The sequence below is a fragment of the Bartonella sp. AD13SXNS genome, assembly GCF_042196465.1.
Taxonomy (GTDB): domain Bacteria; phylum Pseudomonadota; class Alphaproteobacteria; order Rhizobiales; family Rhizobiaceae; genus Bartonella.
In genome coordinates, this window is sequence record NZ_JBHIQI010000001.1 from 181,515 (window position 1) to 205,347 (window position 23,833).

17 protein-coding genes are annotated in these 23,833 nt (G+C 37.0%); 6 read left to right on the forward strand and 11 right to left on the reverse strand.

The annotated features are described in order from the left end of the window. Positions 1-76: 76 nt before the first annotated feature. The 5 genes from addA to ACFIMQ_RS00635 form a co-directional block, all read right to left on the reverse strand. Entirely contained in the window at positions 77-3,553 is a 3,477-nt protein-coding gene (gene addA, locus ACFIMQ_RS00615) for a double-strand break repair helicase AddA (RefSeq protein WP_375703182.1), read from the reverse strand. Then, complete coding sequence (gene addB, locus ACFIMQ_RS00620) at positions 3,550-6,675, reverse strand: double-strand break repair protein AddB (RefSeq protein WP_375615649.1); 3,126 nt, start codon at positions 6,673-6,675, stop codon at positions 3,550-3,552. Before addB ends, addA begins: the two co-directional genes overlap by 4 nt. Before the next feature lie 386 nt (positions 6,676-7,061). Further along, complete coding sequence (locus tag ACFIMQ_RS00625; RefSeq protein WP_375615650.1) at positions 7,062-8,636, reverse strand: peptide chain release factor 3; 1,575 nt, start codon at positions 8,634-8,636, stop codon at positions 7,062-7,064. Further along, positions 8,636-10,297: a lysine--tRNA ligase gene (locus tag ACFIMQ_RS00630; protein WP_375703183.1), complete on the reverse strand. Its 1,662-nt coding sequence runs from the start codon at positions 10,295-10,297 to the stop codon at positions 8,636-8,638. Before ACFIMQ_RS00630 ends, ACFIMQ_RS00625 begins: the two co-directional genes overlap by 1 nt. A gap of 370 nt (positions 10,298-10,667) precedes the next feature. Beyond that, a complete protein-coding gene (locus ACFIMQ_RS00635; protein WP_375615652.1) occupies positions 10,668-11,903 on the reverse strand; it encodes an argininosuccinate synthase in 1,236 nt (411 codons plus the stop codon). A gap of 166 nt (positions 11,904-12,069) precedes the next feature. Between ACFIMQ_RS00635 and ACFIMQ_RS00640 the strand changes: the two genes are divergently transcribed. Next, positions 12,070-12,711, forward strand: a complete 642-nt coding sequence (locus ACFIMQ_RS00640; protein WP_375703184.1) for a LysE family translocator — start codon at positions 12,070-12,072, stop codon at positions 12,709-12,711. A gap of 701 nt (positions 12,712-13,412) precedes the next feature. Here the strand turns inward: ACFIMQ_RS00640 and rlmN are convergent. The 6 genes from rlmN to lptC form a co-directional block, all read right to left on the reverse strand. Continuing rightward, on the reverse strand, positions 13,413-14,639 hold the full coding sequence (gene rlmN / locus ACFIMQ_RS00645; protein ID WP_375615654.1) for a 23S rRNA (adenine(2503)-C(2))-methyltransferase RlmN: 1,227 nt from the start codon (positions 14,637-14,639) through the stop codon (positions 13,413-13,415). 41 nt (positions 14,640-14,680) lie between these two features. Continuing rightward, complete coding sequence (locus ACFIMQ_RS00650; RefSeq protein ID WP_375607984.1) at positions 14,681-15,184, reverse strand: invasion associated locus B family protein; 504 nt, start codon at positions 15,182-15,184, stop codon at positions 14,681-14,683. Between the two features lie 1,625 nt (positions 15,185-16,809). After that, positions 16,810-17,274, reverse strand: coding sequence for a PTS IIA-like nitrogen regulatory protein PtsN (gene ptsN, locus ACFIMQ_RS00655; protein ID WP_375615655.1), 465 nt, complete (start codon positions 17,272-17,274; stop codon positions 16,810-16,812). A 919-nt stretch (positions 17,275-18,193) separates the two neighbouring features. Continuing rightward, complete coding sequence (gene lptB / locus ACFIMQ_RS00660; RefSeq protein ID WP_375607915.1) at positions 18,194-18,988, reverse strand: LPS export ABC transporter ATP-binding protein; 795 nt, start codon at positions 18,986-18,988, stop codon at positions 18,194-18,196. Between the two features lie 6 nt (positions 18,989-18,994). Then, positions 18,995-19,567 (reverse strand): LptA/OstA family protein, encoded by a 573-nt coding sequence (locus ACFIMQ_RS00665; RefSeq protein ID WP_375615656.1) that lies wholly within the window; start codon positions 19,565-19,567, stop codon positions 18,995-18,997. Positions 19,568-19,671: 104 nt separating this feature from the next. Continuing rightward, complete coding sequence (gene lptC, locus ACFIMQ_RS00670) at positions 19,672-20,316, reverse strand: LPS export ABC transporter periplasmic protein LptC (protein ID WP_375615657.1); 645 nt, start codon at positions 20,314-20,316, stop codon at positions 19,672-19,674. Positions 20,317-20,501: 185 nt separating this feature from the next. Between lptC and ihfB the strand changes: the two genes are divergently transcribed. The 5 genes from ihfB (at position 20,502) to lspA (ending at position 23,541) form a co-directional block, all read left to right on the forward strand. Beyond that, the gene (ihfB, locus tag ACFIMQ_RS00675; RefSeq protein ID WP_375607912.1) at positions 20,502-20,780 is read left to right on the forward strand and encodes an integration host factor subunit beta; all 279 of its coding nucleotides are present in this window, start codon (positions 20,502-20,504) and stop codon (positions 20,778-20,780) included. A 7-nt stretch (positions 20,781-20,787) separates the two neighbouring features. Further along, positions 20,788-21,084: a lipopolysaccharide assembly protein LapA domain-containing protein gene (locus ACFIMQ_RS00680; protein ID WP_375615658.1), complete on the forward strand. Its 297-nt coding sequence runs from the start codon at positions 20,788-20,790 to the stop codon at positions 21,082-21,084. Between the two features lie 174 nt (positions 21,085-21,258). Then, positions 21,259-22,191 (forward strand): class I SAM-dependent methyltransferase, encoded by a 933-nt coding sequence (locus ACFIMQ_RS00685; protein ID WP_375615659.1) that lies wholly within the window; start codon positions 21,259-21,261, stop codon positions 22,189-22,191. 2 nt (positions 22,192-22,193) lie between these two features. Beyond that, positions 22,194-23,048, forward strand: coding sequence for a TrmH family RNA methyltransferase (locus ACFIMQ_RS00690; RefSeq protein WP_375615660.1), 855 nt, complete (start codon positions 22,194-22,196; stop codon positions 23,046-23,048). Then, positions 23,038-23,541 (forward strand): signal peptidase II, encoded by a 504-nt coding sequence (gene lspA / locus ACFIMQ_RS00695; protein WP_375703185.1) that lies wholly within the window; start codon positions 23,038-23,040, stop codon positions 23,539-23,541. The genes ACFIMQ_RS00690 and lspA overlap by 11 nt, the downstream gene beginning before the upstream one ends. Positions 23,542-23,833: the final 292 nt, after the last annotated feature.

Here is a 23,833-nt window from a genome sequence, read left to right on the forward strand (position 1 = left end):
GAGATTATGCATTATGTTTATTGGCGATTTTATGAAAGTAAAAAAGCCTTAAGATGCTTTGAAGGGAAAAAACAACTTATAAAGCAATTTCACCAAGAAATGCCTCGAGTTTTTCTGGAGAAAGTTTGAAAATTTTGGCTTCTTTACTGTAGATAAGCAGAGCTTGAACATCTTTATCAGGATGAATGGATTGCAACAATTTTCGGTAAAGAGCCATTTGCAACCAATGATGAGAAGCAATAGCTGCTTCATTTTCTGGTGGGATTCCCGTTTTAAAATCGGCAAAGATAATGCTGTTTTGCGTGATGTAGAGACGGTCAATTTGACCAGAAATTGCTTGTTCTTTTCCACGAATTTTTACAATGCCCATCAAGGAAACCTCAGCACGTGAATGCTCAGAAAAAAGAGGTTTGAGATAAACATGATCTAATATTTTCCAAATATGGCAAAGAGCATCTTCTCTTTGGCTCTCATGCCAATGAGAGGCTTTTATATTGAGATAGTTTCGAGCATAATCTCGACGTTTTTGTGGGGGACAATCGGGTAAATATTGTAACAATCGGTGAATGAGATTACCATATTCAATGGAAAAAGCTCTATTTGTGTTCGTTGCTCCTAAAACAGGTGAAATAGTAAGTTGTTTTGGACTTGAGGAAGGTTCTGTATCAGCTTCAATAGAAAGGCTCGCTACTGAGGGTTTTAACGGTTTTGGGAGAATTGGTTCTGCTGGTACTTTATGAGAGAAAAAAGCAGGCAAAGGCGGTAAAGTTTGGCATTCAGAACAGGCGATTTCGGGGATTATAGAAGTAGAAGAAGGCGGTGTAATGCAATAACGCCAAGCTGCAATATCTTCCGCAGGACCTTTTATAGCAACCGCATGAGGTTCAAGAGCTTTTTTTACCAGTTGTAACCATGTATGAGATGGCGTTTTCTGACTTTTATATCCACAAATAAACAAGCGATCTTCAGCGCGTGTCATTCCTACATAAAGAAGGCGCCTATATTCTTCTTCTGCACGCTCTTTTAAATGTGAAATTGCTTGTTTAGAAAGTTTTGTATCAAACTTTTCATTGGGGCGCCAAATAAAAGCTTGTTGTCCATTCACTTGTGCCTTATCTAAAGGAACTTTAAGCAAGTGAGGGGCATGCTGAGGATGCCAAATCGCACTACCGGGATCAACTAAAAACACAACAGCAGCCTCTAGTCCTTTTGCGGCGTGAACAGTCATAATACGAATTTCTTCATTATTTTGTTCAAACTCACGTTTAATTTCTGGTTCGCTTGCACTTAATGTTTCTAAAAAAGCTTGTAATCCTGGTAATCCGGTCTTTTGAATAGTGAGCGTATAATCCATAAAAGCATCGAGCACGTCATTTGCTTCAGATCCTAAACGAGACAGAATTTTTTGTCTTCCCTTATCATTATTCAGAATATGGCTATAGAATTCAAAAACCGGTATTTGATCTACTAAAGTACGATAATGGTTCAGCTTTTCAAAAGCATCTTTAAAAGATACCCGCGATGATGTATGCGTACACAAACTTTGCCAAAGAGAGCCAGTGCGGTGTGCGGCAAGCAGATAGAGTTCCTCTTCACTAAGAGCAAAAAGGGGACTTTTTAAAACACAAGCAAGAGAAAGATCATCTTGTGGCTGCAAAACAAAACGCGCAAGTGCCATTAAATCACGGATACTAATATGTTTAGTAAGTTGTAAACGGTCAGCCCCTGCTACAGGAATATTGCGGTGTTTAAAAGCACGAGAAAGCGCTGAGACAAATTGATCCCGCTTACGGACCAAAATCATAATATCACTTGCTCGTATTAAGCGCCCTTTTGCTAGAAGCATTTCGCCTCTTTGTAACCAATTAGCAATAGTTTCAGCAATTTTTTCTGCTAAACGGACTTCAGGTGTATCTAAATGATCAACGCTTAAATGCCAATCCTGAGGAAATTCACTCGTTTCTTTAGAAACAGCATCCCATATAACAACTTCACCCGGACTATGAACACGAATAGCTTCATGCACTGTTTTTGTATTTTCTGCCGAAAGCCCTTTATAATTTTCTGGTGTTTCAAAAACAAGATCAACGCTTTTAAGAACATCTGCTGTAGAGCGAAAAGAGTAATGCAATTGTATTTTTTCAAATTGCTGATTTGTTTGCTGCACTTTTTTTTGAATAATTCGTCCATTTGCAGCAAAATTTTCTGGAGCAGCGCCTTGAAAAGAATAAATAGATTGCTTTTCATCTCCAACAGCAAAAAGAGTACGTATATTTGTTCGTTGGCTATAACCTGAGAAAAACTCTTGTACCAACAATTGAATAATTTGCCATTGCTCGGGGTTGGTATCTTGTGCTTCATCAAGTAGAATGTGATCAAGCCCACGATCAAGTTTATAATGCACCCATTGACTTGCACCTTTGCGCTGTAACAAATGAAGCGTACGCTCAATAAGGTCGTCAAAGTCTAAGAAGCTATTAGCCTTTTTTAGATTCGTATATATTTTGAGATAAACGGCACAGAGCTGAAAAGCAGCCATATTGAGGGTCGCAACTTTTGCGCATTGATATTTCTCTAAAAGAATAGAAAGCTCGCTTTGTTTATCTTCAAGCATTTGTTGAATAAAAGGCCAAATTTCGTCTGATTTTTTACGAGATAAATTTGAGAAATTCCGTGGCTCACCTTTTGTTGTAAAATAAATATCAGAAATACTATTGAGAATATTTGTCTCATCATGTACCTCTTCTAATTGGGAAAGTTTTGCCACCATATCCTTGAAGCTTTGACTGCCATTGGTTTCACAATGGTTAAGAGCATAAAGGGGAAGGCGCGCAATCTGTTGCATTTGTTCCAATAGGTATTGGGTTGTTTCATCGGGCGCTAAGTTAAAAAGCGCACGCAATTTTTCTTCTCCATTCTCAGATAGAAGGGAAGATAAAAAATCAGACAATTTATGTTGCTTTTCCGTTGCTTCATAGAGCAATTGGTTAAAAGTATGTTCACTGATAAATTTAAGTAACTGTTGTAAAGCGGGTTGCACATCATGACGCGCTAAAAGTTGACGACGCGATTCTTGTATTAATTTTTTTCGACTGATATCATCGGGAAGTTCAAAATGCCCTGCAATATTGGCTTCTAACATAAATTGATGCAAAAGAGATTCACAAAAAGCATGAATCGTTTGGATTTTTAAGCCACCAGGTGTTTCGAGAGCACGCGCGAAGAGTTGTCGTGCATAAGTTAATTTTTGCGCATTGACGGGTTTATTTTCAAACCGTGTTAAGGTTTCTTGCAGCTGTGCATCATCGAGTTCATTCCAACTGGAAAGCGTGCGAAAAATACGTGATTGCATAACAGCAGCAGCAGCTCTTGTATAAGTAAGGCATAAAATACGTGCTGGAGGTGTACCGTTTAAAAGCAAACGGATAACACGTTCACTTAAAACATGCGTTTTTCCAGATCCAGCATTTGCAGAAACCCACACGTTTTTTTGGGGATGTGTTGCCATTTCTTGTGCATCAAGAGCGACTTCAGGAATAGAAAAAAAAGTCATGATTGTTCTTCTTTATGAAGACCACTTGACCATTCCCACAACCGCGCCAAATGGTCGTAATCACCTTCATATCGTTTTGACATAGGAACGGCATGTGAAAGATAGCCTTGTTGTGGATTTTGATAATAAGTTATGAGTGTGATAAGATTTTTCCACGCAATTTCACCAAGCTTAACAGCATCTAAGTGAGTTTTTCCTTCTTTTTTCTTTAAAAGAATTGATTGGGATTTAATTTCACCTTTTCCGTTAAGGGGAATGTAAAATAAATTTGAGGGGGTAAAATCTTGAAAATCTGGGAATGCCCCTTCCATCAGCAAAGCTGTTTCTAAAGCCAATTGCGGAAATAATAATTCGCGAACCTGTTTTGATGAAGGAGGCGTTCCAGTTTTAAAATCTAAAATTTCAACCGTTTTATCTGGCAAAATATCAAGACGATCCACACGTCCGGAAAGGGTTACCCCTGTTCCCCCTATAGGGATTTTTTGTGATACCACTTCTGGATATCGTTCTCGCGGTCCTAAACTTTGTTCCCATTGAATAAGGCGTGGAGCAAGATTTTCAAAGCTATTCCACCAAATGACTTCAATATCGGATGGAAAATTGAATTTATCAAATTCTTTACGTCCAATAGCGAGTAACACATCTAATGTATTTGCAGCATTCGGATCTTTTATTTTTGTGCAAAAATCTGCAAGAATAGCATGATAAAGTGTTCCACGTTCAGAAGCACTAGGGTCATGAATAAGAGCTTTAAGAGGTTTGAGCCGTAAGACTTTTTTTGCATAAATAGCATAAGGGTCATACCGCAATGTTTCTATTTCAGTAACTGAAAAATGACGTGGACGCATATCAAGAGGTGGTACAGGGCAGGGACGTTTCACCTCAGAAATCATGCTTGTATGATCAAGCATCTTTGCCCAATGAAGGAGTATTTCACCTCGTTCACGGATTTGTTTCCAAACCTGTTTTCCTACAACTGTTTCTATGCGTTGTAGCCAACGTGAAGGAATGGAAGGGGTATGATTAACGCGCAATGCGCGACTCATCACCACTTTATCCATTCCCATCGCCCATTGAAAATCATGCGCGGAAAAACCAATACGCTGCTCTGGTGGTTCCAAAGTTAACATCATTTTCATCGGTCGCGATAAAAAAGCATCGTTTCGGGTTGATATCGGCCATGATCCTTCATTAAGACCGCCGATAACCACTGTATCAACCGTTTGTAAACGTGATTCCAAAGTACCCCAGATGAATAAACGTGGATGTCCTCCAGGAGAAGGTGTAACGGAACGCATTGCGATCAATGCAGAAAACATAGCAGGCCATTCACAAAGATGAAATGTTAATCCTGATTGATCACTGACCAATTCACGCAAAAAATTTGATAAGGCTTGTCCTGCTTCGTGTTGATAGAGATGTGCAAGAGAGTTATCCTCATCGCGACCAAAATTTTCAAAAACCTCAACAGTTGCTATTGCGGCTTCGCTGATAGTGCATTCTTTCTCTTTTTTCATAAGAGATGTTAAAGGTTCAACAGCTTTCTTCAAAAGATGACAGAGGAGATGTGCTTCTTCACATTTCTGTTGATCAAGGGCTTTTATTTCAGAACGATCATGGAAATATGTTTCAATCCATTTTTCAAGAAACTGATCACATTCGCAAAGATTGATGTGCCCTGTGTTCCCCCTAAGAACAAAAAGTTCAAAATTTTCTGCCATTTCCCGTAAACGATGGCGGTTTTGTTGGAGTGCTGTAAGGGGATGTTTAAGGAGAGAAAGAAAAGCTATGGAATCATCAGGTTGCAACACATTTTCTAAAATAAGTCGCAAAAGCGTTACAGGCAATGTTTGTGCAAGTGGTATACCTCCAGAATCATTTGCTTCAATTCCAAATCGCTGTAATTCCGCGGAAACACGACGTGCTAAATTACGATCATTTGTAATAAGAGCTGCGGTTTTTTGGGGTTTTTCAATAGCTTTGCGTAAAGCAACAGCAATAGCAAGAGCTTCTTCACGTTCGTTTATAGCTTCAATAAATGACCAGTCTGCACAAAGATTCTCATAATCATCGCGGTCAATTTGTATCCATTTATCTGTTGTAGAAGCTGGTCGGAGTGCTTCCGATAAAAGAGCCATTCGCCTTTTCTTTGTGCTACTCTGTTGGCCAATCTCGCAAACATGACGACGTTGAAACTCCATGAGAGAAAGAAGTTTTTTTAAATGATATTGAGGATGACTAAAAACATTTTCTGCATGATTAAAAAAATCACAAGCTGTTTTTTCTTTATTGCTTGTGCTTAGTGCATTCCATTGTTCTTCATCCATATGGAGATCAAGTCCAGGAAGAACAACAGCCCCTTTTGGCAGAGAAGCTATAACCTTTAAAAGATGAGAAACAGCGGGAATAGAACCTGATACACCAGCTGCAATGATAGGTTTATCAGGCTGTATACGTCGTAAAGTCTCTGCACGCATTGTGAGTGCTTGATTACGCCATTCAGCGGGATTACTTCGTTGTCTTTCTGTCAAGATTTGTGGCCAATTTTGCGTAACAATAGTCAGAAAATCGAGCGTTATCTGCCACCATTCAGCGACCATGTCAGGTGCAATATCTTTAAGTTTCGACCAATCTGCTCCTTCTGTTTCAATTTCATCCATCAAATGTGCTAAATCTTGAGCAAGCCAAATTGCATCAGCACTATGAGCTGGAATAAGCACATCTTCTGTACCAAACATGGCACGCAGATGCGCAGGCAAATTTTCACGCCATGGACGAATAAGGCGCGCTAAAAGCAGTAGGCGTTCACTTTCACCAATGGGCGGATTTAAAGCGCTAGTATGATTTTCAACAAAAAGAAAACTGTCTTCATCTACATCTCCTAGAGCACGAATAGTTGGCAAAAAGGTTGATTGTGTATCACTTCTTTCAACAAAAGCTAAACGCAAAGCGCGCGCAGCACGACGTGTCGGAACATAAATAAGGCTATCAGCAAGAGCAGTTTGAATATCTCCATTGGGAGCGAAATTATCAATAAGGGTACCAGAGAGCAGTGCATCAACAAAGTGAGGCAAAAAAGCCGTTCCAGAAGATATAGAAAAGACACGTGGCTTATAAGTCATATGATCTCATATTGGGAATAACAAATTTCATCTTATTGATTATTTGCTTTATTTTGACTGTATACAATTTTCATACAAGAAAAAACTGAAAAGCTCTATTTATACAGGAGATTTTTAGCTGACATTCAAAATACTTAAATATATAACCTTGGCTTAAGCTATTGTGAAAAAATATATCAAAATTTTAAAAGACGTTACAATTACAAATATATTATAACTTATTGAATATTATAAATAAATTTACTTCTCTCTTTATATAACACAATCTGAAAGTGTTTTTTACATATTCCTTTTGTTTTCAGAAAAAAATAACAATATTCAGATCCCTAACTCAATATGAAAAATCATTATCAACCAAATTGTTACATAAAAAATTCTTCTTTACATTAAGAGCTTACTTGATAATCTTTAAAAGTAGAAAATTTTATCTTAGGAGCTCTTTCTGCTTCATAATTTAATGAAAAATGGTTCTCCGCTAAAAAAACTGGATCACCTTCTAAATCATACGCAAGAGCAGAGCGATGATTGTTGAGAAACTTTTGCAACTCATCTTTGCTCTGCGCTGAAATCCAACGGCATAAATTAAAGCGTGCAGACTCAAAATTCACTGGCAAAGAATATTCTATTTTTAATCGCTCTTTTAAAACATCAATTTGCAAAGCACCAATAACACCAATGAGAGAAGGCGACCCATCATCAGGAATAAACAATTGCACAACCCCTTCTTCAGCCATTTGTTGCAAAGCTTCTTTGAGCTTTTTTGCTTTCATTGGATCGCCCAAACAAACACGACGCAAAATCTCTGGTGCAAAATTGGGTACTCCCTTAAAAAGAATATCTTCTCCTTCAGTCAAAGTATCGCCAATACGCAATGTTCCATGATTAGGAATCCCTACGATATCACCAGCATAGGCTTGATCAGCAATTTGGCGCGAACGCGCAAAGAAAAATTGTGGAGCCGAAAGTGTCATCGGTTTTCCTGTTCTGACCAATTTTGTCTTCATACCACGTTCAAGTGTTCCCGAACATACCCGAAAAAATGCAATACGATCACGATGATTAGGATCCATATTCGCTTGAATTTTAAAAACAAATCCCGTCATTTTAGGTTCAGTTGCTATGATATTGCGCTGATCTGCACTTTGATCACGGGGACTTTGACCAAAATCAATAAGCGCATTGATCAAATCACGAACACCAAAATTTCGTAAAGCTGAACCAAAATAAACCGGTGTCATATGACCTTCACGGAAAGCTTGAAGATCAAAATTCTTGCAAACACTTTGAGCGAGTTCTACTCCTTCAAGAAAAGTGGAACGTTGATACTCTGGAAGTAAATGGACAACCTCACTGGGATTTGAAACGATCCGCTGTGTTATCTCATCATCTTTTTGGCGAAAACGGTTATGATGGAGATCAAAAGTCCCAACAAAATCTTTACCTGTCCCAATGGGCCATGTTATGGGTGCGGTATCAAGCGCAAGTTTTTCCTCAATTTCATCTAAAAGCTCTATAGGATCACGCGCCTCACGATCCATTTTATTGATAAAAGTAACAATAGGAATATCCCGCATCCGACACACTTCAAACAGTTTTAATGTTCTAGGCTCAATCCCGCGGGCCCCATCCAATACCATGATAGCACTATCAACCGCTGTAAGCGTGCGATAAGTATCGTCTGCAAAATCTTCATGGCCTGGGGTATCTAGGAGATTAAAAATATGATTTTCATATTCAAACGTCATCACAGAAGTCACAACAGAAATACCACGATCACGCTCAATATTCATCCAGTCAGAACGAGTTTGAATACGATCTTTTTTGGCTTTTACTTCTCCTGCAAGTTGAATAGCACCACCAAACAATAAAAGCTTTTCCGTCAATGTTGTTTTCCCAGCATCTGGGTGAGCAATAATTGCAAATGTACGACGCCGCTTTACTTCCTGTACTCTTCGTTCCATTATTCCTCCATAGGTCGTGCAAGTGCTTCAGCAATCAGTGCACGCATTTCATTAATCCCATAAAGCGCTATAAATGATCCCCATCGTGGACCTCTCTCTTGTCCTAAAAGGACCTCATACAACATTTGAAAAAAAACATTGGAAACACCAGGCCCACCTTCAGGGCTTTTTTTGCTATGATCTTGATAGCGTTCCGTTAACCGTGCAACATCAAGAAGTGTATTTTGTAGTGTGTTGCCATCAACAGTTTCAGGCAAATTGGCTAATTTTGCATCAATTTGTGCTAATGTTGCTCGTTCGCTGTCATCTGGTATACGAAATTTTTTGTTTGGTTTAACAAAAACATCAAAATATTTAATGGCAAATTTCACCAATTGATCAAGTTCTGGACAAGTTTGCGCATTTGCCCCCTTAGCGTAACGAGAAATAAAACCCCAAAGAACCCCTGCATTCTCTGCATTTGAAGCACTTACCAAATTTAAAAGCATCGCAAAAGGTACAGGTAAATCAACCTGCGGTGGACAACCATTATGAATATGCCATACAGGATTACTAAGCCGTTCTTGCCAACTTTGACGACCATAGGCAGAAAGATGCGCATAATATTCATCCACAGCTTTGGGAATAACATCAAAATAAAGTCGTTTTGCTGTCTTGGGCTTTGAAAACATATAAAGCCCTAAGCTCTCTGTTGGAGCATATGTAAGCCATTCATCAATGGTTAAGCCATTTCCCTTGGATTTGGAAATTTTTTGCCCTTTATCATCTAAAAAGAGTTCATAGTTAAATCCCTCTGGAGGCTTTCCACCCAGTACTTTACAAATTTTAGAAGAAAGATTTGTGGAATCGATAAGATCTTTTCCTGCCATTTCATAATCAATGCCAAGCGCTGCCCAACGCATAGCCCAATCGACCTTCCACTGACACTTAACTTTACCCCCTGTAACCTCTGTTTCTATGGTTTCTCCTGTTTCAGGTTCAATATAAGTGACTGTCCCTTTTTCAACATTACGCGCAATCATTGGTACTTGTAATACTTTTCCAGAAAAAGGAGAAATCGGTAAAAAGAGAGAATAAGTCGCCTGTCGCTCTTCACCCAATGTTGGTAAAATAATTGCCATCACCTTGTCATAACAAGCAAGAATTTTTAAAAGTGTTTCATCAAAACGACCAGAATTGTAATAATCCGTAGCACTTGCAAATTCATAATCAAAACCAAAACGATCAAGGAAAGCCCGTAAACGTGCGTTATTGGCCGCTCCAAAAGAAGGATAATCATCTCCAAAAGGATCAGGTACACGGCTCAACGGTTGACCAAGATAATGTTCCATCCTCTCGCGATCAGGCACATTCTCAGGAACCTTGCGCAAACCATCCATATCATCAGAAAAACAAAGTAATTTTGTTTTTACTTTATTCTCTGTGAGAATATGAAATGCATGACGCACCATGGTTGTACGTGCAACTTCCCCAAAAGTTCCAATATGCGGTAAACCAGAAGGTCCATAACCGGTCTCAAATATTATACTGTCTGGGTAACCCGTCTTTTCATACCGTTTTATAATCTTACGTGCTTCTTCAAATGGCCAAGTTCTCGATTGAGCAGCCGCATCCTTTAATTCAGACGTAAGGCTAAGGGCATCACACTGATTACGCATCATTATTTATCCTAAAAATTATAATCTTCCAAAATAGGGTGTATGGTTCTTGAATTTATTCGTCAATAATAGCAAGCAAAAAGATGTAAATTTCTTTATACTCCTAAGTCACAATACAAAAACCACCCTCACTGTAAACATATTTCGTTCTGAGTGAAATAAAAACATTGAACGTTATAAAGCAAAATTGTCTTGTTTTGATTATCAGAGCCTTCATTATTATTTTCGTGGATCTTGCTTATTACCGTCATTCGCAAAAAAACGAAAACTCTAACATTCAACGAAAGAACTGTAAAAACCAACAGGTAAAAATTCTTAAATTAAGCGTTTTATACAAAAACACTCCCCCACATGATACTTATCAAAGTAATTTTTATTTCTTTTCTTTATCACCTTGATGACGCCTTGCTAATGTACGTAAACGTAGGGCATTTAATTTAATAAAACCAGTTGCATCTCTTTGATCATAAGCACCTTGATCATCCTCGAAAGTTACCAATTCACTTGAATAAAGTGATTTTTTGCTTTGGCGCCCTTCAACAATCACGTTCCCTTTATAGAGCTTTAACGTGACTTCACCTTCAACATGTTCTTGAGATAAATCAATCGCTGCTTGCAACATCTTACGTTCGGGAGAAAACCAAAAGCCATAATAAATGAGTTCTGCATAACGTGGCATCAATTCATCTTTCAAATGCGCTGCACCACGATCTAGTGTTAAAGATTCTATTGCTCTATGAGCTGTTAAAAGAATGGTCCCTCCTGGTGTTTCATAAATACCCCGCGATTTCATACCTACAAAACGATTTTCTACCAAATCCAACCGACCAATACCATTATCCCGCCCATAATGATTTAGTTCTGCAAGTAAAGTTGCAGGAGATAAATTTTTTCCATTGATTGAAACTGCATCGCCTTTTTTAAAGCCAAGAGTGATTCTGGTTGCTTCATCTGGAGCATCTTCCACCGAAAGAGTACGCATATGGACATATTCAGGAGCAGGAAGGGCTGGATTTTCTAAAATCTTTCCTTCTGATGAAGAATGTAATAAATTTGCATCCACTGAAAAAGGTGCTTCGCCTTGCTTATCTTTTTCTACAGGAATTTGATGCATACGCGCAAATTCAAACAGATCTGTCCGACTCTTAAAATCCCAATCACGCCACGGAGCAATAATCTTTATATTAGGATTAAGTGCATAAGCAGAAAGTTCAAAGCGTACCTGATCATTGCCTTTGCCCGTTGCTCCATGAGCAATGGCATCTGCCCCTGTTTCCTTAGCAATTTCAATAAGACGTTTTGAAATAAGTGGACGTGCAATTGATGTTCCTAAAAGATAAGTCCCTTCATAAACGGTATTGGCTCGAAACATCGGAAAAACAAAATCACGCACAAATTCTTCACGCAAATCTTCAATGTAGATTTCTTTAACACCTAGCATTTCAGCTTTACGACGAGCAAGCTCTAATTCTTCTCCCTGCCCCAAATCTGCTGTAAAAGTCACAACTTCAACGCCTAGCGCACTTTGTAACCATTTGAGAATAATTGACGTATCCAATCCCCCCGAATAAGCCAAAACAACTTTTCTAATACTTTGCCACTTTTTCATTATAAAGCTCTATACGAATTGTTCTTTTTTTCTAAAAAATTAAAACGACACAAGAAATATAAAAATAAATTCTCTTTAAACAACATTAAAAAGACTCAAAAAGCATAAATAAAGACGCCTCAAAGTATAAATAATGAACATTACTTAAAAATAAGAGGAGATCGACGTGTCATTTCTACCGGAGTGGTCTATTGTTGTACAGTTTGCTTTAGCATCGTTGATTTTAGCACTTATTCCAGGACCTGATATGATGCTTTCTGTAGGACGAACCATTACACAAAGCAAAAAAGCTGGAATTATGTGCGCCTTGGGAAGTGCAACAGGATTTGCCATTCAGGTTACAGCTGTAGCACTTGGTTTATCAGCGCTTATTTTTGCTGCGCCACACGCCTTTGTTTTTCTGAAAATTGTTGGCGCCTTTTATCTTTTATGGTTTGCCTTTCAAGCATTACGGAGAAACCCGACACTTTCCTTTGAACCAACATCTTCTAAACCTCAAAGCTCTAAACGTAACTATCTTGCTGGTATTGGAATTAATCTTCTAAATCCTAAAGTCATACTCTTTAACGCAACATTCTTACCACAATTTATCAATGCGAATGATCCTATGGCAACACAAAAGCTGCTCTTTTTGGGACTCTCTTATATTCCTATTTCTTTCCCCATTACAATTGCAATCGTTTTTACAGCGCATAAACTTACCAAAATCCTTAAACAGAACCCTCTTTATCTTCGCTTTCTCGACTGGCTTATTGCAGGTATTTTTACCAGCTTTGCCCTCCATCTTCTTATCGTTACAAAAAATTGATTTATAAGGTGTAATTTATCGTTTTTAATTTAAATGATAACTCTATATATTTGTGCAACTCTATTATTTTAAATCTGTTTATGTTGAATTAAACAATAGCTTTCCCTTGTACATCACAAGAAAAGCTAAAAATAGAATGCAGCCACCAACTTACAGCTTTATTAAAGTATCATATATTTCACAGAGGATTTTGTATTATACTTTTCGCAGGCATTGTCGTGAGATGGGGAGTACATTAAAAAATATTTTTTTAAAAACATTTTAATGGACAACACAATGGAATTTATATTTTAGACACGCCGTTTTATGTATAAACCGTGATCTTGTTAAAAAATGTAACAAACAAAAACATGAGGCATTGTATATTTCCACTCTTTAAAAGATATTACCGTCAATGCTTTTAAAAACCATAAAGCCGAATTAGAGAGTATGATAATAAGGTTCAAATTCTTTACGCCCCCCCCTAAAACTTCATATTTCCTCTAAAATAGGCTGCCTCTTTATTTCAGAGATTCCGCAAACAGACTATATACAATATCTTTCTTTCTATTTAGCATATAAAGTTGAAACTGTTTGTCTAGAATTTATCCAATCTTAATCTCTATCTCACATATGCTATCGCACGAGGTTTGGATATTAATTTACAAACAAAAAAGCACAGACTTTATATCGCTTCGCTATATAGCTGAAAATTGCATTAACTAATGACCAACAGCATTTTCAAGTCGTAAACGTTCAGATTTCCGTAAGCGCTCTGAAGCCGATTTAAGCTGTCCACATGCAGCTAAAATATCGCGTCCACGCGGTATCCGAATAGGAGAAGCATAACCCGCTCGATTAACGACATCAGCAAAACGCTCGATTTGATCCCAATCAGAACACTGATAGTTACTCCCTGGCCACGGATTAAAAGGAATTAAATTGATCTTAGCAGGAATCCCTTTCAATAGCTGAATCAATCGCTTTGCATCATCTAAACTATCATTGATATCTTTTAGCATAACATATTCAAATGTGATTCGCTTTGCATTAGAGAGACCAGGATAATTACGGCAAGCATCCATTAGTAAAGCAAGCGGATATTTTTTATTAATGGGAACAAGCATATCCCTTAATGTATCGTGTACTGCGTGGAGTGAAATCGCCAACATAACACCAATTTCTTCTCCGGTTCGGACAATTCCAGGAACAACCCCACTGGTTGAAAGCGTAATCCGACGTTTTGATAAAGAAAGTCCATCGCCATCAGAAGCAATCAATAAAGCTTTTTTAACAGCTTCAAAATTATAAAGAGGTTCTCCCATTCCCATCATAACAATATTGGTAATTTTGCGCCCTTCAATGGGAACAATTGCTCCATCAGGAGTATTCTTATCAGGAAAATCACCCAAACAATCACGTGCAACCAATAACTGTGCCAAAATTTCTTCTGCAGTCAGATTGCGAACAAGCATCTGTGTTCCCGTATGGCAAAAGGAGCAGGTTAACGTACACCCTACTTGCGATGAAAGACATAAAGTACCACGCCCTTCCTCAGGAATATAAACCGTTTCAATCTCAACAGGCCTCCCAGCTCCACGTGCAGGAAAACGTAAGAGCCATTTACGTGTACCATCTTTTGATATTTGTTCTCCAACAATTTCTGGGCGCGCAATGGAAAAATGACACTTAAGTGTTTCTTGCATTGCTTTAGAAATATTCAGCATTTCATCAAAATTTGAAACACCACGTACATAAAGCCAATGCCAAAGCTGGCGTACACGCATACGTGTTTGACGCTCTGGTACACCAACGGTCTTTAATGCCTGCACCATTTCATCTTGCGATAAACCAATTAAAGAAAGCTTTGAACTCTCCTTCACGACCACATTATCTGTTTTTCGTGCTGAACATGAACCAACTGGTCTAAGGTCATAGGAAATGGCCATTGCTTTCCAATTTACATTACTATTTTAGAGTTATCGAAACCTTAATGGCACTTTTGAACTGCATTTAATGCAGCAGTAACCCCTTTTAAGGAATAAGTATAAGTGGTATGCGTTCCTCGTTTTGATATCGCTTTCACTGTCATATCGCTTCCAGCACGCATAGCAGAAACAAGCTGCTTTTCTAGCTCTGATGACGCCAACCAAGCTGAGGAATCTTTCGTGAAAAAATCAAAGTCCTTACCTCCAATGGTCACTGTCACTCTAGACCCTTCTTGAAGCGTATAACCAGCCATGAACTGCGGTTCAAACGAAATAGGAGAATGAGAACGCTTGGTAACCAAGAAAAAGTTATCACCATGATTAACTGTCGTTGGAAGAGCCTTCAAAGGTACCGATAACACATAGCAAATCGTATTTTTGGGCGATTTATAAGAATAGGCTCCCCACGCTTCAAATTGATTTAAACGGCTTGGCGTTTGTGCATATGCCACTCCCGCTGTAACAAGAACCATTACAGATGCAGCAATAACAGTCTTTTCAAACATCTTCATTTAGCTCACTTCTTTAGTCTCTAACAAGATTTCTTCATTGGAAAAGTTCAATAAAAACTCCTCGATATTCATGTGTTATTGTCCTAATTCCTTCAATAAGCGAAATATTTTCACACTAATCAAAATAGATTTATACGTTTCATTGTGACCTTTTAATCGTTACCAAAACATAAACTTCTTATTCAATAACCACATTAAAAAATAACATCTTCATTTTACGCTACTTATTTCGTTTTTGTATAAAAAACGATCTCTTTAAGCTATAGAACTTCAAAACGAGATAAAAATATACCATCACTCTGTTAAGAAATAAACCATACTCTTTATATCACAAGCATTATATCACAAGCAATCTGATGCAAAATTTTGAAAATACACCCCGAACTCCCCGCAAAAAAGCTTAATCGCCTTACGAATATCACTTCTCGACTTTATGCATTCAATACATTTATGTTCACAAAATACTCCACCTTTTACTCATTATAGTGCATTCATATTTCGTATTCAATATCGTCCCGATAACACTTTTTCTCAATCTTCAAAATACCTTGTAAAAATAATAAAATATTATCAAGATATTAATAATAAAACATAAAGAATTTAGATTCTATATTAATAATCACATACAACTTTGTTTCTTTTGATCTTATTTCCCTATATATTTCATCTCCAATTATTAATTTCTAAAATGGTTTTAATCGCTTATAATAGCTTAATCGTATTATTTTAATGTATTAGACGATATTTTTCTTTCTGTTATAAAAAACTTCTTAAGAACTCTTTTGGAAAGTCTCCTTATCTTATTTCTAAGTAAATTTATAAAAAGAAATTTAAAACTTTTTTCTATAGCAGTTCTAACATTACCGTTTTTAAAACAATATTTTAATCAATTAAAGTGGATCTGAATAAAGCTTCCCATGTACAAAGCTCTTTCACTCAACCCAAAGCTATAATTTTCATTCTTACCGTGCAAAATTATTGTTTAGTATGAGCTGGCATCTAAACCATATCTATTAAAATAGTTGATCTCTCTCCTCTCTCATACAAAGGACGCAATATCCCTTATTTCAGCTTGAACCTTAATAATATTATCCATAGATACTCAAAATTAACTTACGAAAAAATTCAATGCACAAATAAACTTTCCCGCTGATTTCTTCCCCGCCCTCAAAGGACGAAAATTCTTAATCCAATTTGGCTTATGAACAGTTTAGATTCTTAGTCGAGCGCAGCTCCTCTTGTTTTTCCACTCATGAAATTAAGTTAACTCAAGGTTCTACAAGCAAGTCCTGCTTTAAGAATATTTACCACACATTCTAAAAGCTCTTAGTATATTAAAGAAACTTACATACTTTACCACATCTGAAATGATCGTGTTTTTACAGTATAATAGGATAAAAGAATCCACGAACATAATGATTAGATGCTTTAATATACGAGAACAAGAAAGGACAAGCCCTCCGTTTTTGTTGCTTGCTTTTTAAAAAGAAGATTCACTTAGAAGTGATTTTCTTAAATCTCATGACATAACCTTTTGTTATTAGTCTTAAGATGCAAATTATATTATTTTCCTACACTCTGTAGCGCATACCTCGCAACTTACACGCTCATAATACCTTTTAAGCTGCATTTGATTCTGAAGTTTGAATCAATAAAGCATAAAGCGCATTGGCATTATGCGTATTGCGCAATTTTTGCACAACATCAGCGTGACGCAAAACACGCGCAATTTGCGATAAAGCTTTTAAGTGATCTGCACCAGCATTTTCAGGTGCTAAAAGGAGAAAAACGAGATCTATAGGTTCATCATCGAGAGCTTCAAAATCAACAGGGTTTTCAAGACGTGCAAATATACCAATAATACGATTAATATCTGGCAATTTCCCATGAGGAATCGCAATACCACCACCCAGACCCGTTGAACCAAGCTTCTCGCGTTGCAAAACAACATCAAAAATCACATGCTCACTAAGACCTGTCAGCTGAGACGCTTTTTCGGCTAAAATTTGCAGAACCTGTTTTTTTGAATTAGCCTTAAGGGTCGGAATGATTGCTTCTGGTGCTATTAACTCACTCAAATTCATCCTTTAATTTTCCTCTTACACGCTCAAATGCTCAATCAATAAACCTATAAACGGTATAGATACTTAAAGTTCTTTCACTTTCATGCATCATTGCATGTGTTTTTATTTTTCAATTTATAATGGGTGATGATTTAATACATGTCATATCACTTTTAACACAACAATAAATAATATTTAGCTCCTCATTAACAGCATGAGAAAAAAAAGAAATAAAATTGCTCATAAAATTAATTTCCTTAAGACACTAGAAAAGGTCATTATTGATAAAATTTATTAGACTTATCACAAGAGTTAATGCACAATTCCCAATTAAATTTTTTCTTTCTTTTAAAACGAGCTCTTAATAACATGGGAAACATACTGAGCGAAATAGACCTTTACTTTATACAATTACGGTATAGCTTGAACACTGCCTTATGACAACAATCTAAAGGCTTCTAGAAAATTAATGACTGTTTTAAAAGATTTATAGATCTATTCTGATATCTACAGACGAGCTCCTATTTTGAAATATGCCATACAAACCAATAAAACACGACAATCCCTCTTGAATAACCGCAATATATAATTGGTGCTCCCATCAAAATACCCAAAACAGCATTATCGATATGTTATTTGATTCGACAGAAAAAAATATGGTGAATATCTCTTACCTTTCAATAACACATACATTTATTTACAGCCTCATTTATCACTCATTATCAAGTTAATCTAGTGATATCTTTTCTACGATACAATCATGCGTAATCTAAACCAATAAAGCAACAAATTCACCTTATAGTGATGAAGCTTTCTGCACCACTCCATAAAAACATTTTAAGATTATAGTCATAAAAGAAGTTTTGGCATAAATAAGGAGATTTTCAGTAATTAATAATGTTCGGTTAAACTTAAATGGAAACTCGTGAAAATTGTAAAATCAAAGAGAAAACTGATTTCCCAAATAAATTCTGCGTACATCAACGTTGTTGATAATATCATTAGGACAACCGTGAACTAACACCTTACCTGTGTGAATAATATAAGCGCGGTCGACAAGTCCTAATGTCTCACGCACATTATGATCCGTTATTAAAACACCAATGCCACGCCTCGTTAAATGACGAATAAGTTGTTGAATATCGAAAATAGCGATAGGATCAATTCCTGCAAATGGTTCATCAAGTAACATAAAATTGGGACGAGACGCTAAAGCGCGCGCAATTTCAAGTCGCCGACGCTCACCCCCAGATAAAGAAAGTGCAGGCATTTTACGTAAATGATCAATTTTAAATTCATGTAAAAGGCTATCTAACTCTTCACGTTGTTTAAGGCGATCTTTTTCAACAACCTCTAAAACAGCTTTAATATTATTTTCTACTGAAAGTCCACGAAAAATAGAGGCCTCCTGCGGAAGATATCCAATACCTAAACGTGCACGTCGATACATCGGAAAATGTGTAATATCAAATCCATCAATCTTAATGGAGCCTCCATCAGATTTTATGAGCCCCATAACCATATAAAAACAAGTTGTTTTACCAGCCCCATTGGGCCCTAAAATACCAACAGCTTCTCCTGTACGAATGCCAAAAGAAACACCATTAACAGTTCGTCTTCCTCTATAAACTTTAACTAAATGACTGGCAATCAAGGTCCCCTTTAAGCGCTTTTTTGAAGCTTCACTTGCAAGGTCATACCTATCAGTCTGTTTTTTTCTTTTGATTCCAAACATGAAATCTTAATGGCCATTCTTTTGATTTTGTTTAAAAATAATAGAAACACGGCCTTTTTTCTCAGGCGTCTCACAACCTTCTAAAAAAGCCTTTCCGCTTTCCATATTTGCCGTTAATTTGCACCCCGTTGCCACATTATCACCATCAGTTAACACAACATGCTTCCCAGTCAAACTCATCATTTTTGACTTTCCATCAAAAACGCCTTTATCACCTGTAGCAATTTGCGTAGCAATTTTTATATAGACCTTTCCTAAAGCTTCCATTTTTTTTATGCTTGACGAACCCAATAAAGAAACAGGTGATGCCTTTGTATATTCTTTGTTTCTATCCGTTTTTTTATAGGCTTTATCGTAGTAAACAACTAATTTTGCCGCTCGTAAAAGACGTTCACCTTGCACTACTGAAACATCACCCTGAAAAAGCGCTATCCCCTCTTTATCACGTATTTCTAAAGAATCTGCATGAAGTTCTACTGGTTCTTTGTCGCTTGATAGACTTATTCCCAAATGAGTCCCTTCAGCATATCCTAAAACCATCCCTCCTTCTAACATTCCCATGCTAAAAGCTAATGCCATACCTATCCATCTTTTGTATGATCTCATGATTTCAATTCTTCATGTTTATATACACATACTTTTCTTTACAAATATCCACTTTAAAGATTCGTATTGATATTCCGTCATTGCTTTTGAAGCACTAAATGCACACCACCATGAAAATACATGTTTTTTCCTTTTTCTCGAATTTGCAAAGCATTTGCTGCAAGATGCAAACCAGCTCGCTGAATATTAACACGTTGATCTGTTTTTAACTGCCCCTCAGATAAATTAATACTAGCGGATATAAATTGTGCTATCATCCCATCATTTGTTGTAACAGTGAATGGCTTATCCAACTGTAAAAAACCATTAATATTATCGTAAACTCCCCCTTGTGCTGCGAGAAAAACCTGTCTTTGTTGGCCCATAGACGCTTTAGCCGTAATGTTTTGCAACCTAATTATTCCAGAGTGTGTATGATCTTGAAATGCCTTTTCTGCTTTAAGCCAATAAGGTTCATGAGCACGCGTATACCCTTCTAATTTTGGATTGAGTATCGTCAAATTCATCACTTCACTCTCTTCGCTATTCAAAGGCATAGAATTAGAAGTAACAGGAACTGAGAAAAACGTAAACCAGCAAAAAACCAACGCTGAAACCAACGCTAAGAAAGGTAAAAAAATTTTTAATATGCTAATGCGACGCGAATGACGGGATGCTTTTTTAAAAACATCTCCAAAAGATGATCGCGTAGAAAAGACTTCATAAGGTTTGTGTACGAACATATTCTCCTAATCTCTTAAATGTTCCGCATTTTTAATCTGTATAACCTTTATAAGAGGTATTTTAAAATTTTGTTTCTTGCAATTTGTTTTTTCTTTGTTTTATTTTGCTTTTATCCGCTTATATATTGTAATATGCATGGAGTGCACAATTATAAAAAAGTTTTTTGTGTGAAAGTGAGGCTATTGTGGTTAAATCAGAGCTTGTGCAAATTATTGCTCGTCATAACCCGCATCTTTTTCAAAGAGATGTGGAAAATATTGTGAACGCTATTTTTGAGGAAATTTCAACAGCACTTGCAAATGGCAATCGCGTTGAACTTCGTGGATTTGGAGCTTTTTCTGTAAAGAGCCGTTCAGCTCGTAATGGACGTAATCCACGAACAGGTGAAGCCGTTACTGTTGATGAAAAATGGATTCCCTTTTTTAAAACTGGCAAGGATTTACGTGACCGTCTTAATCAATGAGAAACTTATGATTATTAAACGTATTCTTCTAACAAGTATCAGTGTGATTCTCACAGCGTTTTTGATTGTTTTTATCGTAGCTAATCGTCAAATGGTTCCGTTAAACCTTGATCCTTTTCGAGCAAATTCTGAAAGTTTTACTTATCATGCTCCCCTCTTTATATGGCTCTTTATTTTCTTTGGTTTTGGTATCTTATTAGGAAATCTGATCCGTTGGTTTTCCTATCACAAATGTAAAAAAGCTCTCAAAAAAAGTAAAGCCGAGATCGAGAAATTGAAAACGACTATATCAAATCTGGTGTAATGGTATTTTAATGAAATCTTTTTCTCTCTGTATTTTATATTAATACGGAGTTTAAAAGTGCTCTTTTTCTTTTTTTTATACATGTTTTAATTGACGTTAGCTTTTTTGTACTTTTACGAAACATTTAAGAGCTTTATAATATAATTTTTATACCTCATAACCATGATACAAAACATGCCTGCACAATGCTTTCAATCCTCCCACACTAATCAGTATCCGCAGGAAAAGTTGCCTCTTATTTTAGAAACAGCCATAAGTGAAAATTATGCCCTTATTGATTCTGGTCATGGACAAAAATTAGAACGTTATGGAGCTTACCGCATTATTCGACCAGAAGGTCAAGCGCTATGGAAACCCGCTTTATCACAGAAACAATGGGCAGATGTGGATGCTATTTTCACGGGAAACCGTGATGAAGAAGGGGTTGGTCGTTGGCATTTTCCTAAAAAGCCACTTAATGAGACATGGCCACTTTCTTGGAATGGACTGTCTTTTCTAGGCCGTTTTACTTCTTTTCGTCACGTGGGGGTTTTTCCTGAACAAGATGCCCATTGGCGCTCTATAGAAGAACAAATTTTTAAAGCCGCACGTCCTATAAAATTGTTGAATCTTTTTGGCTATACAGGTGTTGCCTCTTTGATTGGAGCACGAGCGGGTGCGAACGTTACCCATGTTGATGCTTCTAAAAAAGCCATTGCGTGGGCAAAAGCTAATCAGGAAAGAGCAGGATTACCAGATCATTCTATTCGCTGGATTTGTGATGATGCTGTGAAATTTGTCGAGCGTGAACTGCGTCGTAAGAAAAGCTATGATATGATTCTCCTTGATCCCCCTGCTTATGGGCGTGGACCCCATGGTGAAGTTTGGCAACTGTTTGATCATTTACCAGATATGATCACAAATTGTCGTAAACTTCTCTCTGATAAACCGCTTTCTGTTGTGCTTACAGCTTATTCTATTCGTGCTTCCTTCTTTGCACTTCATGCTTTAATGCGTGATGCATTTGTAAATCTTGGTGGTACGGTCGAATCAGGAGAACTTATTTTGCGTGAAGAAGTTGCAGGACGTGCTCTTTCTACTTCCCTTTTTAGCCGTTGGATTGCTTGAATATGTTTAGACCTAAAACTGGCAAAGTGAAAGAAATTACTTCTCTTAGCAACCCTATTATAAAAGATCTTAAAGCGCTCAGCCAAAAGAAAAATCGTAATAAAGAGGGTCTTTTCATGGCAGAGGGATTGAAATTGGTCATTGATGCTCTCGATCTCGGCTGGACAATACAGACGCTTATTTTTTCTAAAAGCAAAATCGGTAATGCTGCTATCGAAAATATTGCTGCACGCGTTGTAGCCAATGGTGGTTTTGTGATTAAAGCTTCACAAAAGGTTATGGAATCACTTACCCGACGCGATAATCCACAAACAGTTATTGGTATTTTTAAACAAAAATGGCAACCTCTTGAAATGATAACTGAACAGACTAAAGATGTTTATATCGCGCTTGATCGTGTGCGTGATCCTGGAAATCTTGGTACCATTATCCGAACTGCCGATGCCGTAGGTGCTAAAGGTGTTATTTTAATTGGCGAAACAACAGATCCTTTCTCGCCTGAAACAGTTCGTGCAACTATGGGATCAATTTTCTCTATACCGCTTTATCGTTTTGATGAAAGCGCCTTTTTAAACTGGTCTGCTCACTTTAAAGGCATGATCGTTGGCACGCATCTTAAAGGATCTCTGGATTATCGGACACTTGATTTCAAAAATGGTCCTGTTATCCTTTTAATGGGAAATGAAAAACAGGGATTATCAGATCGTCTTACAAGGCGGTGTAATAAACTCGCGCGTATTCCACAAAGTGGACGTGCTGATTCGCTTAATCTAGCAGTAGCAACAGCTGTTATGCTTTATGAAATCCGTCGCCCTTATTTAATACTGGAACCATGTGAGGAAAAACATGATTCGTAAATCACTCCCTTTTCTTCTCTTGGGCTTGGCTTTTACAGTAGTACTTGATCAAGCTGTCAAATACTGGGTTATGCACAATATGCCTTTAGGAACAGAAATTTCGCTTATTCCTTTTCTTTCCCTTTATCATGTGCGCAATTCTGGCATTGCATTTTCATTTTTTTCTTCCTTTTCTCACTGGGGAATCATCGCCATCACGATCATTGTGATTATCTTTCTTCTATGGTTATGGAAAAATACTGAATATAATAAATCTTTTATGCGCTTTGGTCTTATCCTTATTATTGGGGGAGCAATCGGCAATCTCATTGATCGTATTCGCTTTCATCATGTCACTGATTATATACTTTTTCATATTGATGATATCTTTCATTTTGCTATTTTCAACCTTGCAGATAGTTTTATCACTCTTGGTGTTATTGCCATCCTTATTGAAGAATTGCGTACTTGGATGAAGGCAAAACGTCATTCCAACAGTACATCTTCTCATTGATATGTTCAGCGCCTTAAAAACCAGAGATTCTTGATCATCATAAGCCTGATTACAAATTGATTTCTCTTGATCAATTCTTCTTGCTAATAATTTCATGTGTTTCTTTTCATGGAATTATAAGACCTTACTTTCACTTGATCTTTATATACTTGATCCGTGTAAAAGGAATGAACTCAAATAGAAACCAATAATTTTTTACTCATATGTCCTATATCCCATTCTGAGAGGAAATATTTTACAGCATTTAAATTCTGTTCATTTGCTTAAAACAATTGCTTTTCATATGTTTTTT

Coding starts and splice junctions, on each gene's coding strand:
- lptC (WP_375615657.1), bottom strand. CDS start 20,316: ATGTTCGTACACAAACCTTATGAAGTCTTTTCTACGCGATCATCTTTT.
- ACFIMQ_RS00630 (WP_375703183.1), bottom strand. CDS start 10,297: ATGATGCGTAATCAGTGTGATGCCCTTAGCCTTACGTCTGAATTAAAG.
- ptsN (WP_375615655.1), bottom strand. CDS start 17,274: ATGAATTTGAGTGAGTTAATAGCACCAGAAGCAATCATTCCGACCCTT.
- ACFIMQ_RS00625 (WP_375615650.1), bottom strand. CDS start 8,636: ATGGAACGAAGAGTACAGGAAGTAAAGCGGCGTCGTACATTTGCAATT.
- ACFIMQ_RS00635 (WP_375615652.1), bottom strand. CDS start 11,903: ATGAAAAAGTGGCAAAGTATTAGAAAAGTTGTTTTGGCTTATTCGGGG.
- ACFIMQ_RS00665 (WP_375615656.1), bottom strand. CDS start 19,567: ATGGCATTAGCTTTTAGCATGGGAATGTTAGAAGGAGGGATGGTTTTA.
- ACFIMQ_RS00650 (WP_375607984.1), bottom strand. CDS start 15,184: ATGTTTGAAAAGACTGTTATTGCTGCATCTGTAATGGTTCTTGTTACA.
- lspA (WP_375703185.1), top strand. CDS start 23,038: ATGATTCGTAAATCACTCCCTTTTCTTCTCTTGGGCTTGGCTTTTACA.
- lptB (WP_375607915.1), bottom strand. CDS start 18,988: ATGTTTGGAATCAAAAGAAAAAAACAGACTGATAGGTATGACCTTGCA.
- rlmN (WP_375615654.1), bottom strand. CDS start 14,639: ATGGCCATTTCCTATGACCTTAGACCAGTTGGTTCATGTTCAGCACGA.
- ACFIMQ_RS00690 (WP_375615660.1), top strand. CDS start 22,194: ATGTTTAGACCTAAAACTGGCAAAGTGAAAGAAATTACTTCTCTTAGC.
- addA (WP_375703182.1), bottom strand. CDS start 3,553: ATGACTTTTTTTTCTATTCCTGAAGTCGCTCTTGATGCACAAGAAATG.
- ACFIMQ_RS00685 (WP_375615659.1), top strand. CDS start 21,259: ATGCCTGCACAATGCTTTCAATCCTCCCACACTAATCAGTATCCGCAG.
- ACFIMQ_RS00680 (WP_375615658.1), top strand. CDS start 20,788: ATGATTATTAAACGTATTCTTCTAACAAGTATCAGTGTGATTCTCACA.
- addB (WP_375615649.1), bottom strand. CDS start 6,675: ATGACTTATAAGCCACGTGTCTTTTCTATATCTTCTGGAACGGCTTTT.